This window comes from Nocardia arthritidis NBRC 100137 (assembly GCF_001612765.1).
GTDB lineage: Bacteria > Actinomycetota > Actinomycetes > Mycobacteriales > Mycobacteriaceae > Nocardia > Nocardia arthritidis.
The window spans coordinates 72,053-87,900 of sequence record NZ_BDBB01000003.1 but is presented as its reverse complement, the minus strand read 5'-3'; the positions used below and the strand labels follow the sequence as shown (position 1 = coordinate 87,900).

Genomic DNA, 15,848 nt, shown 5'->3' with positions numbered 1-15,848 from the left:
CCCGCAGCCGTGTCGAAAGGCCGACGATGCGCGCGGCAGAACTCCCTCGGTGTTCTCGCTGGGTACCGTGTTCTCGCTGGGCACCGAGCGCGGAAATCCGGTAGCGCCCCGCTGCGGCGAGGTCACCGCAGGCACCGCGGCTCACCACGGCGCCGGTCCAGCAGGGCCGCTACCACCTGGGAGCAGCGGTCCTACCCCGGCGACCACCGGCTGCGGCATGATCGACAGGTGGATCGAACCGAGCTGGCCGCGTTGCTCAGGCAGGCGCGCGACCACGTGCGTCCGGGCGATGTCGGGCTGCCCGCGGGCGCCCGTAGGCAGGTGCGGGGGTTGCGCCGCGAGGAGGTCGCCCAACTCGCCGGCGTCAGCGTGGACTATGTGGTTCGCCTGGAGCAAGGGCGCGGACCACGTCCGTCCACCGCGGTGCTGGCCGCGCTCGCCCGCGCACTGCGGCTCAACGACGAGGACCGCACGCTGCTGTTCCAGCTCGCGGGCGCGGCGCCACCGCAGGAAGGCCGCATCGACATGGTGGTGCGCCCGAGCGTCTTGCGGCTGCTGGACCGGATGGCGGATCTGCCCGCACTGGTGCTCTCTGCCAAAGCCGATGTGCTGGCCTGGAATCCGATGGCGACCGCGCTGCTCGGTGATTTCTCGGCATGGCCGCCCGCCCAGCGCAACATCATCTGGCAGCGCTTTCTCGGCACCGAGCCGGGACGAGTCGCGATGACGCCCGCCGAGGCCGAGAACGCGGCGTCGTTCTCCGTCGCCAGTCTGCGCAGCGCCCGCGCCCGCTATCCCGACGATCCCGGCCTCCTGCGCTTGGTCTCCGAACTCCGCGCCCGCAGTCCACGATTCGAGCAGCTGTGGACCGCACGGCGATCCGGGCAGTGGCGCAGCGCGACCAAGACGATCGAACACCCGGATCTCGGCGCGCTGCGGCTGGACTGCGACACCTTATTGGTCCCGGACACCGACCAGGCGGTCGTGGTCTACTCGGCGGCGGCCGGCAGCCGGGAGGCCTCGGCGCTGGAACTGCTGCGGGTGACGGGGACTCAGCAGTTCACAGCGCCGGAGCCCGGCGGCTAGCTAGCCGCCTTGTAGCGGCGCAGGTATTCGCCGGTGAGCGAGGACGGATGCGCGAGCAACTCGGCGGGCGTCCCGGTGCAGACGATCTCGCCGCCGCCCTTGCCGCCGTCGGGCCCGAGATCGATCACCCAGTCCGAGTGGGCGACCACGTCGAGATTGTGCTCGATCACCACGACGGTGTTGCCGCGGTCGACCAGACCGTCCATCAGCCCGAGCAGCGTGTCGACGTCGGACATGTGCAGGCCGGTGGTTGGTTCGTCGAGCACGTAGACGCTGCCAGTGTTCTGCAACTGGGTCGCCAATTTGATCCGCTGCCGCTCTCCGCCGGAGAGCGTACTCATCGCCTGTCCCAGGCTGAGATAGTCCAGGCCCACCTCGTTCATGGTGCGCAGCTTGGTGTGCAGCGCCTTCTCGGCGAAGAATCCGAGCGCCTCCTCGGCCGACATCTCCAGCACGTCGGCGATGGATTTACCGCGCAGCGTCAGGGCGAGCACCTCATCGGAGAAGCGCCGTCCGTCGCAGGCGTCGCAATGGGTGGTCACGGGGTCCATGTAGGCGATCTCGGTGATGATCACGCCGCGGCCCTCACACTGCTCGCACGCGCCCGCCGAATTGAAGCTGAACAGGGCCGCGGACTCCCCCGTCGCCTTGGCGAACAACTTGCGAATGGGGTCCATCAACCCGAGATAGGTCGCGGGAGTGGACCGGGACGACGCCGCGATGGGCGACTGGTCCACGAAGATCGCCTCGGGATACTCCTTGACGAACACGTCCCGGATGAGGCTGCTCTTGCCCGAGCCCGCGACGCCGGTGACGCAGGTCAAGATGCCGGTCGGGATCCCGACGGTGACGTTCTTCAGATTGTGCACCGCCGCGCGCTCGATGAGCAGTTCGCCCGTACCCGTGCGGAAGGAGTCCTTCACCCGGAAGGGCCTGCGCAGACCGGCGCCGGTCGGAGTGTCGGCGGTCCGCAGGTCGGCGAAACTGCCTTGGAACACCACTTGCCCGCCGTGCACGCCCGCGCGCGGCCCGACGTCGACGATATGGTCGGCGATCTGGATGACATCCGGATCGTGTTCCACCACGATCACCGTGTTCCCCTTGTCCCGCAGCGCCTTCAGTAGGTCGTTCAACCGGCCCACATCCCGTGGGTGCAGCCCGACGCTGGGTTCGTCGAAGATGTAGGTCAGTCCGATCAGCGTGCTGGACAGATGCTTGATCATCTTCAGCCGCTGCCCTTCGCCGCCGGAGAGGGTCGAGGTCGGCCGGTCCAGGCTCAGATAGCCCAGCCCGATGTCGGCCACTCGCCGCAGGCCGGTGCGGATGGCGCGGGCCAAGCCGACGGCAGCCGGATCGGTGATCTCGTCGAGCACCTCGATCAGATCGGTGATCTGCAAGCGCGCCCAGTCCGCGATGGTGCGCCCGTGGATCTTCGTGGCCAAGGCCGCCTGGTTCAACCGGGCGCCCGCGCAGGTTCCGCAGACGCCCTCGGTGAGGAATCGCCGCATCTGCTCGCGGGTCTTCTCGCTCAGCGTGGAGGTATCGCGCTGCAGCCGGGTCCGCGTGAATTTCGTTGCCAGACCCTCGTAATTCGCCTTCCAGGTGCCTTTGCTGAAGGTCAGCTCGACCTTGCCGCCGGTGCCGTAGAGCAGGTCGTGGAGTTCATCGCCGGTGTAGTCGGTCAGCTTCTTGTCCGGGTCGAAGCGGCCGGACTTGCCATAGAGTTGCCAATCCCCGCTGCCCACGCCGTAACCCGGCAGCAGTATCGCGCCTTCGTTCAGCGACTTCGTCCGGTCGAGCAACCGATCGGGGTCGGCGCGTACGGTGACCCCGAGACCGTCGCAGTCCGGGCACATGCCCTGCGGCACATTGAAGGAATAGTTGTAGACGAATCCGGCCGAGGGCGAACCGAATCGGGCGAACATCGCCCGCACCATCGAGAAGATGTCGGTCATGGTGCCGACCGTGGAGCGCGGCCCACCGCCCACCGGCTGCTGATCGATGATCACCGGCGCGGTGAGATTCTCGATGGCCTCGGCGTGCGGGCGTTCGTAGCGGGGCAGGAAATTGAGGATGAACGCCGGGAACGTGGCGTAGAGCTGGCGCTGCGATTCGACGGCGATGGTGTCGAAGACGATCGACGATTTGCCCGAGCCGGAGACGCCGGTGAAGACGGTGATCTTGTTCTTCGGGATCTCGAGCGACACGTCGCGCAGATTGTGCTCACTGGCTCCGAGGACCCGGATGGCGTCGAGCGAAGCGGTGGATTCGGCGGAAGACATATGGCACACCTTGCCATCAGGGACCGACGAAATGCTCCGGCGAATGTGACGTAAATCACATTTCCGCGTTCTCGAAATGTGTTTGGAACATGATGTTGCGCAAGGATTTTCTTACCTGATTCCGGCGCCCGCGATCCGGGTGACAGACCGCGTGCACCGGCTCGACGGGCCCAGCGTGCCGATGCGTGACCCCGTGGACGGTTATGCCGAGATCCGCTCGGCCACAGCCGAACTCCCGCCCAGGTCGCGCATGCGACGACGGCTCATGGCACTACACCCTGACGTGGCGCAAGCCCGCGTGAGCGGTCTCCCGCCCGACCGGCTCGACATCCCCGCCGTGCTGGTCGGCCCGCCGAACACCGTGGTCCCGGCGTTGAACCGCACCGCGAACCCGGCCGGTGCCGGCGCTGCCACTGACGCCATGGTCGCTGCCGGCCATGTCACCCGCGAGGCGGTCGCACGCATGTGGCCATTCCTGACCAGCAGGCCGAGAGGCCTGCGGCAAATCGATCCGCGCGTCATCGTCGATCGGCTGCCGTGAAGCGCGAGCGGCGGATCAGCGCAGCAACGGGATGACCTCGGCGAACTTCTCCATGCTGTCCTCGAGGACGGTGACGTAGCTGATGCCGTAACGGTCGCGCCGCTCGCGCAGGCGGTCGGCCATCTCCTCGGGGGTGCCCATAAGCAGGATCGGGTGCTCCTCCGGGGAGTCCGCGACGTCCGGCGGCAGCGCCGGGCCGAAGACCTCCAGGACGCCCGCGCGTTCCTCCGGCGGGACAACCCGCTGCACCAGGATGTTGAACTCGACCTTGTCCAGCCGCGCACCGAGCAGTTCCCGCACGTAGGCGACGCGCTCCTCGATCTCGGCGAGCCCGGCCATCTGCAGCGGTCCGCCGTTGCGCGCGGCCGCGGCCCCGGTGAAGGCGATGATGTCCGCGTGCCGCGCGGCGACGGCGAGCAACCGATCGCCCCATCCGCCGATGAGCACGGGCGGACCCGACGGTTGCGCGGGCTGCGGCTGATACTCCGGGTCGGAGAACAGGCGGCGCAGCGTGATCACCGTCTGCTCCAGGTGCTCGACGCGCTTGCTCCCGCTTTCGAACGGGATGCCCGCGGCCTCGAATTCCGCCTGCACGTAGCCGGCGCCGAGCCCGAGTTCGACGCGCCCGTCGGTGAACTGATCGGCGCCGGCCACGTCGCGGGCCAGCAGGACCGGGTTGTAGAACGCGGTGTTGAGCACGAATGTGTTCAACCGCACCCGTTCGGTCGCCTCGGCGGCCAGGATCATCGCGGGGAACGGCGCGGGCAGGCCGAGATGATCGGGAACGCCGACCACATCGAAGCCGAGTTCTTCTGCCCGGCGGCACTTTTCGATCCAATTCGACCGGGACTCGGGGACCACCATGTTGACACCGAACCGGAAGGAGCGCTGCGCAGTCACGTGTTCTGTCTAGCGAATCACGCCGGAAGGCCGGACGCCGGGGCCGGTTCAGCACTGGGCCGGCGTGCCCGACACCACCGCGACCCCGAGCAGCGCGAGGAGGGTGGCGGTCACCGGCAGCGGCCGGCGCCACCCCCGCCGGCCCGAACCGGGGGTGTCGCGCCGGTCGGACTTCCCGCGCGGGGACCGGCGGGCGAACCAGCGCCGCGTCATCGCGACCGTGGCGATGATCAATGTCGCGATCAGCATGCCCGCCCCCTCAGACGCGCGCGGCGGCCGGCGCGGCGGACTTGCGCCGCGGCGTCGCGACGATCCCGCGCTGCAGCAGGCTTTCCGCGGTGTCCACCACCGATTCCCGCACCGGACGCATGGTCCAGCCCAGTTCGTGCCTGGCTTTGCCGGCGCTGAGCGACTCGGTGCGCCCCAAGCTCGGCAGTGTCAGCCGGACGCCCTTGTCGAAAAGCGCGACGCAACGCACTACCCAGTTCGGCAGTCGTCTGGTGGGCACGCGAAACCCGCGCGGTCCGTATTCCTCGGCGAGGATGCGCGCCATATCCTCCATCCACAGGTGCTCGCCCGCGCAGATGTAACGGTTGCCCGCGGCTGCCGGGGTCTCCAGCACGAGCCGGTGCGCCGCGGCGAGATCACGCACGTCCACCGGCGCCCAGCCGACCCGCGGCGCGCCGGGTACGTCTCCGGCCAGCAACCGCCGCACGGGCTCGTGCGAGGTGCTCGTCGCCACGGACAGCAACGGTCCGAGCACCATGCCCGGATTGACGACGACCAGTTCGAATCGCTCGGCGGCCGGGAGTTGCGCGACGAAATCCCAGGCCGCCCGCTCGGCCAGCGTCTTACTCTTCTGGTAGGCCGGGCTGCGCTCGACCACCGTCCAGTCGGCCTCGGTGCGCAGGGCGTCCTCGGTGTGACCGTAGGCGATCGCGGCGATCGAGGAGGTGAGCACCACACGGCGGACGGTGCCCGCGGCAGCGCAGGCGCGCAGCACCCGCAGAGTTCCCTCGACCGCGGTGTCGATGAGTTCGCGCTCGTCCTCGGGCGGGGTGGTGGGGAACGGAGAGGCTACGTGCAATACCCCGGCGCTGCCCGCCACGGCGGCCGCCCAGCCGTCGTCGCCGTTCAGATCGGCTTGCGCGAACTCCAGTGCGCCACCGGTGCGGCGGGCCAATTCCACCAGGTGCGCTCGTTTACCGACGTCGGCGAGGTCGCGGACCGTCGCGCGCACGGCGTACCCGTGCTCCAGCAACTCGGCGATGACGTGGCCTGCGACGAATCCCGTTGCGCCGGTGACTGTTACCCGTGTGCTCATGTGCTCATCCCTCTCGTCGAGTGGCTACCGCGGCCAGCATCTGAGCGCCGCTCAGATAATCTAAGCACCGCATAGTTAGGTTGTCCAGGACGCGTCGCATACGCTCGGATGGTGACGCGGACCAGTTACCACCACGGCGCCTTGCGCGACGCGCTGCTGGCGGCCTGCCTGCGATTGATCGAGACGGAAGGACTCGCGGCGGTCAGCCTGCGCCGCGTGGCGCGCGAGGCAGGGGTGAGCACGGCGGCTCCGTACCACCATTTCCCCGACCGGGCCGCCCTGCTCGCAACGCTGTCCACCCGGGGCTTCCAGTTACTCGGGACGCAACTGGCGGCGGCCCGGGCCGAGGCGGAAACGCCCATGGCCGCCCTGACCGCGCTGGCGAACGCCTACGTGCGGTTCTCCCGCGAGAACCCGGCGTACTTCCGCTTGATGTTCCGGCCCGAACTGTCCCAGCCCGACAAGCATCCCGACACGATGGCGGCGGGCGACGCGGCGTTCGGCGTCCTGGCCGACGCGATCGCGGAGTGTGTCCGCGCGGGAGCGCTGCCCGCCGACAAGGCCGACACGTTGGCGGTCATGTTCTGGGGGCTCGGCCACGGGCTGGCCTCGCTGTGGCTGGACGGCCAACTGGAGAAACGCGCGGGACAGTTCGGCACGAACGCCGCGGCGTTGGTAGACGATGTCATGCGAACCTTCGCAACTCTGATCGAGCCGAGCGCGACGCCGCCGGCCTAGAGTAGCCGCTGACCTAGAGTAGATGCCAGACATTTGCTGTCCGATGCTTCTCACACCGATCCGAGAGGACGACACGGATGACCGCGCAGCTGGATCCGACGGTGCAGGAGTTCGTCGACGCGCTCAACGCCAACGATCAGGACCGGTTCTACGCGGTACTCACCGACGATGCCACCATGTCCGACGACGGTGTGGAGCGCGACCTCGCGCAGTGGACCGGAGCGGAGATCTTCGACAGCAACGCCCGCATGCGGATCGAGTCCATCGGCGACGACGGCACCGAACTCGTTGCCGACTACACCAATTCGCGATGGGGCTCGATGCGGACCACCTGGCGATTCGTCCTGCGCGATGGCAAGGTGAGCCGTTTCGAGACCGGACAGGCGTGAATACCCTTGCCAGGCAGCCGCCGACATTGACATTCTGACCTTCGTGTTCGTCGCGCCGCGTTACGGTACCGGTTCCCTGGCCGATGTGTTCCCCTCCGTCCTCGCCGGTCTCGGCGTGCCGGGCGAGGAAGACCGCCTAGGGCTTGGCCTGAATGCCGACCAGGTCTGCGTCCTGCTGGTGGACGGGCTCGGCTACCAGGATCTCGTCGCGAATCCCACTGCGGCGCCGTTTCTGTCCGGCCTCGCGCCGGTCCGGCTCACGGCCGGTTTCCCCACGACGACGGCGACCAGCCTCGCCTCGCTCGGGGTGGGCGTTCCGCCGGGCGAGCACGGGATCGTCGGCTATCTGTTCCACGTCCCCGGCTACGACCGGCTGTTCACCCCGTTGTCCTGGCGGCTGCACGGCGTGCCGAAGTCCGATCTGCGCAAGGAATTGATCCCGGCGGAGTTCCAGCCCCGCACAACCGTTTTCCAGCGTGCCGTCGCCGACGGCGTCGCGGTCGCACAGGTGTCGCCGCGCGATCAGGCCGGATCGGGACTGACCGAGGCGGTGCTGCGCGGTTGCCGATTCCTCCCCCAGCTGTCGTTCGGCGATCTCGTCGCAGGTGTGAGCGAGGCGTTACGGGCCGGCCCGCGCTCGCTGGTCTACACCTACCACGGCGATCTCGACCTGACCGGACATGTGCGCGGCCCTTCGTCGCGGGCCTGGGAATTGGAACTGGCCAACACCGACCGGCTCGCCGCAGCGCTCGCCGCCGAGCTGCCCGCGGGCGCGGCGCTGCTGGTCACCGCCGACCACGGCATGGTGCAGATGGACGACAGCATCGATTTCGACACCACCCCCGTCCTGCGAGAAGGCGTCCGGGCGCTCGGCGGGGAAGCGCGGGCCCGGCACGTCTACACCGCGCCGGGCGCCGAATCCGACGTCGCGGCGGCCTGGCAGGCCGTGCTCGGCGCGGACTTCGAGGTGCTCGGCAAGGAGGAGACCGTGGCCCGAGGCTGGTTCGGCCCCACCGTCGACCCCGCGATCGCCCAGCGCATCGGCGATCTCGTCGTGCTCGCGCGGGGGCGGCGTGGTGTCATCCGCAGCGGCGTCGAACCATTGCAGTCGTCGCTGGTCGGGCAACACGGTTCGCTCACGCCGGCGGAAGTGGAGGTGCCGCTGTGTGTCTTCCGTGCCTAGCGCCCGCCTCCGGTGAACAGCGCTCTAGTCTGGAGTCCGATCGCGGCGGGTGTCGCCGCCGACCCTTCAGGAGGAGCCCATGAATGCCACGCTGTCACGGACCGGCCGGGCCGGCCTCGGGTTCGCGATGGTCGCCATGGCCCTCACCGGTTGCACCGACATCGAACGCGCCCTCAACCGCGGCGGCGACACTCCGTGCAGCGAGTACGTCAAGCAGGATCAGGACACCAAGCGCACGACGATCACCAAGTTCGTCAAGCAGCAGAGCCAGGACGACCGCGAGCCCGCCGGGACCGCGGTGGACGCGACGATGGTGTCGGTCGACTTGCTGTGCGGCGCCCAGGCCAACACCGACACCCCCATCAAGAACGCCGACGTGGCCGGGATCTTCATCCGGAAGTGACCGCTCAGCGCGGCGGATGGGCGGCCAGCCAGTCCGCCGCGCGCTTGCGCGAGGCGCGCGACAGCCAGGCGTCCTGGATGACCTCGGTGAGTTCTCGACGGCTCAGTGCGCCGAGGCGGGCGGCGCGGACCAGGACCGAGGGATGGCCGTCGAAATGCCGCGTGGTGAAGAACGGCGAGGCCGGGTCCTGCACCAGCGCCTGTTTGTCGGACTCCGACGGCACCCAGATCACGATCACATCGGCGTAGCGCTCGCCGGTCACCGGGTCCACGGCATCCGGACGGGGAGTGCGGAAGAACACGAACGACTTGCCCCCGACCTGATAGACCGGGTTACCGCGCGGTCCGTCGGCGCGTGTCACATGGGGCATGCCCGAGGCCACCTCGTGCACATCGGCGAGGCGTGCCCGCTGGAAACCGGTCGCCATGCGAGCAGCCTAGGGCGTCGTGGCCCACTTCGCTCGAAAGCGCAGGCGACCGGCCGGTAGGGCTCCGGACGCTCGCCACGCCGGTCGGCGTACGCCAGAATGAGACGGAGAATTCGAGCTCACACGACGACGGGTCTTCCACGTGGCACAGTTCCGCGCCCTCACACAGCAGCGGGTCGAACTGGAAAGAGAATGGGAGCGTTGGGCGACGGCTCCGCGGGCGGTACCCCGCCCCCGGAACACCGTCCTGCGCAACGACGTAGCTCAATCCTGGCGGCGCTCGCTGCACACTGTCGATCCCGGTCGCACGATCGCGCCGGGGGTGGACGACATCGGTGATCGCTGGGCCGCGTCGCCGCTGCGCGGACCGGTGACGGCGCTGGCGGGTGAACTGCGTGCCATCACCGAGGATTCCGGGTATCTGGCGGTGGTCACCGACAGCGCGGGCACCGTGTTGTGGTCCTGCGGTGACCGCATGCTGCGCAGGCAGGCCGAGCAGGTCAACCTCGCGCCGGGCGGATGCTGGGACGAAAGCCATATGGGCACCACCGGCTTGGCCCTCGCGCTGCACACCGACCGCCCCGCCTCGGTGTTCTCCGCCGAGCACCTGATCGCCGCACTGCACGGCTGGGTCTGCTATTCCGCGCCGATCCACGGACCCGACGGCAGGCAGGTCGGCGCGCTGGATCTGTCGAGTTCCTGGGACCGCTCGCATCCCGCGGTGCTCACCTCGGTGCGCGCGCTGGTGACGGCCGTGGAGACGATGTTGCGCACCGCCGAGCCCGCGCCCGAGCCGGGGATCCGGCTGGAGTGCCTTGGCGCCGCACGGCTGGTACGCGACGGGGCGCCGCTGCCGCTGCCGCCTCGGCAGCTGGAGATCCTCGCCCTGCTGGCGCTGCAGCCGGACGGTTTCACCCCGGAGCAATTGCACGCCGCCCTGTACGGCGACCGTTCGGTGTCCAGCAGCACGCTCAAAGCCGATGTCTCGCATCTGCGCCGCGCGATCGGCGGTGCGATCAGCAATCGCCGTTACGCGCTGACCGGTCCGGTGTCCTGCGACGCCGTCGACCTGTTCGCCGCCATCACCGCGGGTGACACCACCTCGGCGGTGTGGCTGTACCGGGGACCGCTGCTGCCCGGATCGGAGGCGCCCGGCGTGCTGCAGTGGCGCGACTACTTCGACGTCGGCGTGCGGACCGCCGTGCTCGCCGGTGACCGAGCCGAGCACGCGGTGGCGTTCGGCGAACGCGCGCCCCGTGATGTCGCGGTACACGAGCACGCGCTGCGATTACTCCCGTCCTACGACGTGCGCCGCGCGGTGGTCGCGGCTCGGTTGCATACGGCGTTGCGCGACTGACGCATTCACACCAACCTCGCACCAACCTCCGCGGACCATAGTGGATCGGTCCGAGATATCTGCGAGGAATCATGAGCTACACCAGACCGGGGGCGGGACTGCGGCATCGCCGACTACCCGACGCAGCCCGGCCACGTCCTCCACGCCGGTCGAACGGCACGGGGACGCATCGAACGCATCGGGTGGACATCACCGACCGCGCCAGGGCCGTCTTGCGCAGCGTGATCGATCAGCACGGAGCGGTGCTGCTGCACCAGTCCGCCGGGCACCGCGACAGCGACTCGCCACGGTGCCTGCCCATCCGGGAGTCCAGGATCGACCGCGCCGACGTCCTGCTGGGCAATCTGCCCTGGCACACCGAAGTGTGGATCAGCGGCGAGCAGTACGAGCACTGGAAGCACACCCACCTCACCGTGGATGTGGCCGAGGCAGCCGGCGGCCGGGCTTCGGACACTCTCGAGCAGACGCGTTTCGTCATCAGATCACGACTGCTCACCGACGAGGAAGCAGCGGCGCTGGCGGCCGGAGGGCCGCCGCGCACCGGAGCCGACCGGTTGGCGTGACCCCTGCACGACCGAACCGGCGGGTCGTCCGTCCGGGTGGGCACGACCACCCGGACGGACGTCGTGTGTCAGCGCCCGGGCAGGAAACGCAGGCTGCGCGCTACGGTCATCAGGAACGGCTGCCACTTGTCCTTCGGGAACAGCTTCGGCGCATCCAGATTCATGAAACGGGTGACCACGATCGACTGCGGTTCGGTGAACTTGAGCAGGCCGTCGGGCCCGTGACGGCGCCCCACACCGGAGATGCCCATTCCGCCCATCGGGGCGCCGGTGGTGCCCCACGCCGGCGCGTAGCCCTCGTCCACACAGACCGTGCCCGCGTGTAGCCGCGCCGCGATCCGCTCGCCTTCGGACTTGCTCGCCGCCCACACCGAGGCATTGAGGCCGTAGTCGGTGTCGTTGGCCAGGCGCACCGCCTCCTCGACGCTGTCGACCGGATAGATCGATACCAGCGGGCCGAAGGTCTCGTTGCGACCGCATTCCATCTCGTCGGTCACGTCGCCGAGCACGGTCGGCTCGAAGAACAGCGGACCCAGGTCCGGGCGGGCCTTGCCGCCGGTGAGTACCTTCGCTCCCTTCGAGGTGGCGTCCGCGACGTGCTTGGACACCGTTTCCAGTTGCGCTTCGGAGATGAGGCTGCCGATGTCGGCCGAATAGTCGTAGGCGGCGCCGAGTTTCGCGGCGTGTACGGCGGCGACGAACTTCTCCGTGAACGCCGCGGCGACCGGCCGCTCGACATAGAGCCGCTCGATGGAGATGCACAGCTGCCCGGCATTGGAGAAGCAGGCGCGCACGGCCGCCTTGGCGGCCTTGTCCAGGTCGGCGCCCGCGGCGACGATCATCGGGTTCTTGCCGCCCAGTTCGGCGGAGAAGCCGATCAGCCTGCGACCGCACTGCTCGGCCAGGGTGCGGCCGGTCGCCGAGGAACCGGTGAACATCAGGTAGTCGCAGTCCTCGACGATCGCGGTGCCGACCACGCCGCCCGGGCCGGGGACGACCGCGAGCAGCTCGCGCGGTAGACCGGCCCGGTAGAGCAGCTCCGCGCCGGCCAGCGTGGAGAACGGGGTCTGGCTGTCGGGCTTGACCACCACGGCGTTGCCCGCGATGAGCGCCGGAATGGAATCACCGATCGACAGCAGCAGCGGGTAGTTCCACGGGGCGATGACGCCGACCACGCCCTTGGGCTGATACCGGACCGAGGCGCGGTTGAGCACGGGGAAAGCGCCCGCTACCCGGTGGGTGCCCAGCACGCTCGGGGCGATCTTGGCGAAATAGCGGGCCGCGAACATCAGGCCCATGATTTCCTCTTGGGCGGCCCATCGGGCTTTGCCGGTCTCGGCCTGCACCACGTCCATCAGGAACTCGCGGTGCTCCACCACCAGCGCGCGGTAACGGTCCAGCACGGCAGCCCGTTCGGCCACCGGACGGGCCGCCCAGCGCTGCTGCGCGACCCTGGCCTTGTCGAAGGCGGCGGTGACGTCGGCCGCCGTACCGACCGGGACGCTGCCCAGGGGCTTTCCGGTGAACGTCTCGGCGATCGTCCTACGCGGACGGTCCGCGGACGCCTCGATCGCGGCCAGCGCGCTGAGGCGGTCGAATACATCGGCTTCCGGCGCGGGCATCGTTGGCCTCCTACTTGTGAGTAACTTTGAGATACACACAATCTACGCCCGATATCGCCCGTCATGAACCCGCTGCGGACGGATTGCGCAACACGCCGTCCATGGCCGCCTCGGCGCCGAATACCTCTTGGTTCGGGGCGTCGCCCGGATGACGATCCCCCGTTAGCCCACAGTTTTCCCAGTGGAGTCAATTCGAGTCCCACTCACCGGGACCGGCTGTCCGTATCGCCGGGTCGTGGTTTACGTTATGCCGATGTTCAGAGCGAGGCTCGGGGTCCGCACCCGGATTCTGGCTATCGCGCTCATTCCGAGTTTGACTCTGCTGTTGGCAGGCATGGGCGCCGCGGGCTACCTGGTGGCCGAAGGAACCAAAGCGAAGGACTGGGCCGCGGCGAGCCAGAAGGCCATCGCGGTGACCAGCGAGGTCATGGACGCTATCGAGCAGGAACGCTACCTCACCCTCGCCCAGCTGTCCGGCGACGACACTCTCGCGTCCGCGCTCGGGCCCGCGCGCATGCGCGTGGACGCGGCGGTGCGCAACCTGCTCGCGACTTCCGCGAACCTGCGCGACGTCGACGACTCGAAGATCACCGAGAAGGACGCCGACCTCGTCATGCTGACGCAGAGCCTGACGACGGTGCGCTCGGCCGCCGACGCGGGCGCACTGCCGATTCCGGACGCGTACATGTTCTACAACCGGTTGCTCGATCCGATCTCCGCAGGCGCCCAGTCCACCGTGCGGACCGCGCCGGAGAGCGAGATCGCCGTGGGCACCGTGGCCGGCATCCGCTTGTTCTACGTGAGCGAGGCGATGTCACGCAGCAACGCCCTCGGCGCGGTCTACGTCAACGGCGCCACTCCCCCACCCATCCCGATCGATGAGTACACCCGCCAGACCGGCTTCTACCACGCCGAAATCGCCATGCTCATCACCGAATTGGACGGCCCGATCAAGGCCCGCCTGCAGGCGCTGTCCACCGGCACGGCGTGGCAACAGCTGACCGCGATGGAGAATGCCATCATCCAGCGCGTCAGCGCCGCGACGGCTACCGCCACCCCATCGCCCCCCGCGGCGAGCGCGAGCACCGGCACACGGCAATCGAACTTGCCTCCGCTTCCGCTGAGCACCGACGAATGGCGCCGTGCGGCAGCCGAGGTCAGCCGCGGGCTGCTCGACGCCTGGTCGGTGTACAACCGGGATGTCCAGGAGGCCGCCGAAGACAAGGCCGCCGCGGCGGCGACCAGATCCGGCGTGACGGGTGGCGGCCTGCTCGTGATCGGCGTTCTGGTGCTCGTCGTCGCGGTCGCCTTGGCCAACCGCGTCATTCGCAGGCTGAAGCGATTGCGGGGAGAAACGCTCGCGCTGGCCGACGAGCGGCTGCCCGACATGATGCGCAGGCTGCGCGACGGCGAAGCTGTCGATCCCGCCGCCGAGTCCCCGAACCTGGACTACGGCAGCGACGAGATCGGCCAAGTGGCCAAGGCATTCCAGCACGCCCATTCCGCGGCCGTCTCCGCGGCGGTGGCCGAGGCTCGCACCCGGGAGGGCGTGAAAGCGGTGTTCCTGAACATCGCGCACCGCAGCCAGATCGTGGTGCACCGGCAGCTGGAAATCCTCGACGAAGCCGAGCAGCGGCAGGAAGACCCCGTCCTGCTCGACACCTTGTTCCGTCTCGATCACCTCGCGACCCGGGAGCGGCGCAACGCCGAGAACCTCACCATCCTGGGCGGTGGCAAGCCGGGCAGGCAGTGGCGCAACCCGGTTCCGCTGGTCGACCTGGTGCGCAGCGCCGTCGGCGAAACTCTCGACTACGCCCGGGTGCGGGTGTCCCGGCTGCCCGAAGTCCACGTGCTCGGCGCGGTGGTCGCCGACCTCATCCACCTGCTCGCCGAACTGGTGGACAACGCCACCTCCTTCTCGCCGCCGCAGTCGCGTGTCGAGGTGACCGGCAATGTGGTGGGCAAGGGGGTCGTAGTAGAAATCGGCGACCAGGGCATGGGCATGTCCGAAGCCGACCTGGCCAAGATGAACGAGACGCTGCGCAATCCACCGGATTTCGGCGTGGCGACCCTGTCGGCCGACTCCCGGTTGGGATTGTTCGTGGTCGCGCAGCTGGCGGCGCGCCACGGAATCGCGGTGCGGCTGTCGGACTCCGACTACGGCGGCATCAAGGCCATCGTGCTCGTTCCGTCCGCCCTCATCGCGGCCGATTCGGGCGTGCCGCAGACACCGGCGGAACTCACCGATCCCGGCAGTCGCCGCAAGCTCATCACCACGCCCGCGATCGCGACGGAGACGGCGAATTCCGCGCAGACCCCGTCGTCGTCGGTCGCGACCCTGCCGGTCGAATCCGCCGCGCCGCCGCGCTACGCCCCTCGCCCGTACACCGAGGCTCCGATGCAACCGGGCTCCGACGGTCGCCCGCCGTTGCCGCGGCGACACCGACAGACCAATCTCGCACCGCAATTGGCGCAGTCGGCCCAGGAGCAGCAAGCCGCCTCCGCGCAGGCTCCCCGCTCCGCCGAGCAGGCCCGTGATCTGATGTCCGCCATCGAGAACGGAACCAGGCAGGGCCGCCGTGCCACCATCATCCCCGACGAACAGGAAGGCTAGGGGTGTCCGCTTCTCCCGCAGGTGATCTCAATTGGCTGCTCGACGATCTCGTCGACCGGCTGGCCGGCGTGCGCCACGCGGTGGTGCTGTCCACCGACGGGCTACTACTCGGCCGCTCCAGCGGTATGAACCGCGAGGACGCCGAACACTTCGGCGCGATGTCCTCGGCGCTCTACGGGCTGGCGCGCAGCGCGGGCAACCGGTTCGACGGCGGCGGCGTCCGGCAGGCGGTCATCGAACTCGACCGCGCGGTGCTGTTCGTGACCTCCGCGGGCGACAACGCCTGCCTGGCACTGCAAGCCGCCGAGTCGGCCAATCTCGGCATGGTGGCCTACGAGATGAATCTGACGGTCCAGCGCGTCGGCAGCTATCTGTCCACCACCGCACGCCAAGACCTCGTCGGACATGCCGAGTAAGAC

Annotated in this window: 16 protein-coding genes; 10 read left to right on the top strand and 6 right to left on the bottom strand. The window is 69.0% G+C overall.

The genetic code is table 11. The annotated features are described in order from the left end of the window. Positions 1-228 precede the first annotated feature (228 nt). Entirely contained in the window at positions 229-1,086 is an 858-nt protein-coding gene (locus NA8_RS03200) for a helix-turn-helix transcriptional regulator (protein ID WP_063048844.1), read from the top strand. Here NA8_RS03200 and NA8_RS03195 read toward each other — a convergent pair. Then, entirely contained in the window at positions 1,083-3,368 is a 2,286-nt protein-coding gene (locus NA8_RS03195; RefSeq protein ID WP_063048843.1) for an ATP-binding cassette domain-containing protein, read from the bottom strand. The two genes, NA8_RS03200 and NA8_RS03195, sit on opposite strands and share 4 nt — an antisense overlap. Positions 3,369-3,633: 265 nt before the next feature. Between NA8_RS03195 and NA8_RS33430 the strand changes: the two genes are divergently transcribed. Further along, positions 3,634-3,909 carry a hypothetical protein gene (locus NA8_RS33430; RefSeq protein ID WP_157106499.1) on the top strand — a complete coding sequence of 92 codons (276 nt, stop codon included), beginning with the start codon at positions 3,634-3,636 and terminating at the stop codon, positions 3,907-3,909. A gap of 15 nt (positions 3,910-3,924) precedes the next feature. On the opposite strand, the gene NA8_RS03185 is transcribed toward NA8_RS33430, so the two are convergent. From NA8_RS03185 to NA8_RS03175, 3 genes are read right to left on the bottom strand one after another with little or no spacing between them, the layout of a single operon-like run. Beyond that, positions 3,925-4,809 (bottom strand): LLM class F420-dependent oxidoreductase, encoded by an 885-nt coding sequence (locus NA8_RS03185; protein ID WP_063048841.1) that lies wholly within the window; start codon positions 4,807-4,809, stop codon positions 3,925-3,927. 48 nt (positions 4,810-4,857) lie between these two features. After that, complete coding sequence (locus NA8_RS03180; RefSeq protein ID WP_063048840.1) at positions 4,858-5,058, bottom strand: hypothetical protein; 201 nt, start codon at positions 5,056-5,058, stop codon at positions 4,858-4,860. A 10-nt stretch (positions 5,059-5,068) separates the two neighbouring features. Beyond that, positions 5,069-6,133, bottom strand: a complete 1,065-nt coding sequence (locus tag NA8_RS03175) for an NAD-dependent epimerase/dehydratase family protein (protein ID WP_063048839.1) — start codon at positions 6,131-6,133, stop codon at positions 5,069-5,071. 108 nt (positions 6,134-6,241) lie between these two features. Here NA8_RS03175 and NA8_RS03170 point away from each other — a divergent pair, with 108 nt between their 5' ends. From NA8_RS03170 to NA8_RS03155, 4 genes are all read left to right on the top strand, one after another. Further along, positions 6,242-6,871, top strand: a complete 630-nt coding sequence (locus tag NA8_RS03170) for a TetR/AcrR family transcriptional regulator (protein WP_063048838.1) — start codon at positions 6,242-6,244, stop codon at positions 6,869-6,871. A 77-nt stretch (positions 6,872-6,948) separates the two neighbouring features. Continuing rightward, positions 6,949-7,260 (top strand): nuclear transport factor 2 family protein, encoded by a 312-nt coding sequence (locus tag NA8_RS03165; protein ID WP_063048837.1) that lies wholly within the window; start codon positions 6,949-6,951, stop codon positions 7,258-7,260. Positions 7,261-7,303: 43 nt separating this feature from the next. Next, positions 7,304-8,443: an alkaline phosphatase family protein gene (locus NA8_RS03160; RefSeq protein WP_063048836.1), complete on the top strand. Its 1,140-nt coding sequence runs from the start codon at positions 7,304-7,306 to the stop codon at positions 8,441-8,443. A 79-nt stretch (positions 8,444-8,522) separates the two neighbouring features. Beyond that, on the top strand, positions 8,523-8,846 hold the full coding sequence (locus NA8_RS03155; RefSeq protein ID WP_063048835.1) for a hypothetical protein: 324 nt from the start codon (positions 8,523-8,525) through the stop codon (positions 8,844-8,846). A 4-nt stretch (positions 8,847-8,850) separates the two neighbouring features. Here NA8_RS03155 and NA8_RS03150 read toward each other — a convergent pair whose 3' ends face one another. Continuing rightward, positions 8,851-9,273 carry an MmcQ/YjbR family DNA-binding protein gene (locus tag NA8_RS03150; protein WP_063048834.1) on the bottom strand — a complete coding sequence of 141 codons (423 nt, stop codon included), beginning with the start codon at positions 9,271-9,273 and terminating at the stop codon, positions 8,851-8,853. Positions 9,274-9,415: 142 nt separating this feature from the next. Here NA8_RS03150 and NA8_RS03145 point away from each other — a divergent pair, with 142 nt between their 5' ends. Both NA8_RS03145 and NA8_RS03140 read left to right on the top strand, forming a co-directional pair. After that, complete coding sequence (locus NA8_RS03145) at positions 9,416-10,630, top strand: sigma-54-dependent transcriptional regulator family protein (protein ID WP_063048833.1); 1,215 nt, start codon at positions 9,416-9,418, stop codon at positions 10,628-10,630. 182 nt (positions 10,631-10,812) lie between these two features. After that, the gene (locus NA8_RS03140; RefSeq protein ID WP_063048832.1) at positions 10,813-11,193 is read left to right on the top strand and encodes a DUF779 domain-containing protein; all 381 of its coding nucleotides are present in this window, start codon (positions 10,813-10,815) and stop codon (positions 11,191-11,193) included. Between the two features lie 68 nt (positions 11,194-11,261). Here the strand turns inward: NA8_RS03140 and NA8_RS03135 are convergent, their stop codons facing one another. After that, positions 11,262-12,815: a succinic semialdehyde dehydrogenase gene (locus NA8_RS03135; protein ID WP_063048831.1), complete on the bottom strand. Its 1,554-nt coding sequence runs from the start codon at positions 12,813-12,815 to the stop codon at positions 11,262-11,264. Positions 12,816-13,068: 253 nt separating this feature from the next. Here NA8_RS03135 and NA8_RS03130 point away from each other — a divergent pair, with 253 nt between their 5' ends. Continuing rightward, the gene (locus NA8_RS03130; protein WP_084466494.1) at positions 13,069-15,429 is read left to right on the top strand and encodes a sensor histidine kinase; all 2,361 of its coding nucleotides are present in this window, start codon (positions 13,069-13,071) and stop codon (positions 15,427-15,429) included. A 2-nt stretch (positions 15,430-15,431) separates the two neighbouring features. Next, positions 15,432-15,845 (top strand): roadblock/LC7 domain-containing protein, encoded by a 414-nt coding sequence (locus NA8_RS03125; protein WP_063048829.1) that lies wholly within the window; start codon positions 15,432-15,434, stop codon positions 15,843-15,845. Positions 15,846-15,848: the final 3 nt, after the last annotated feature.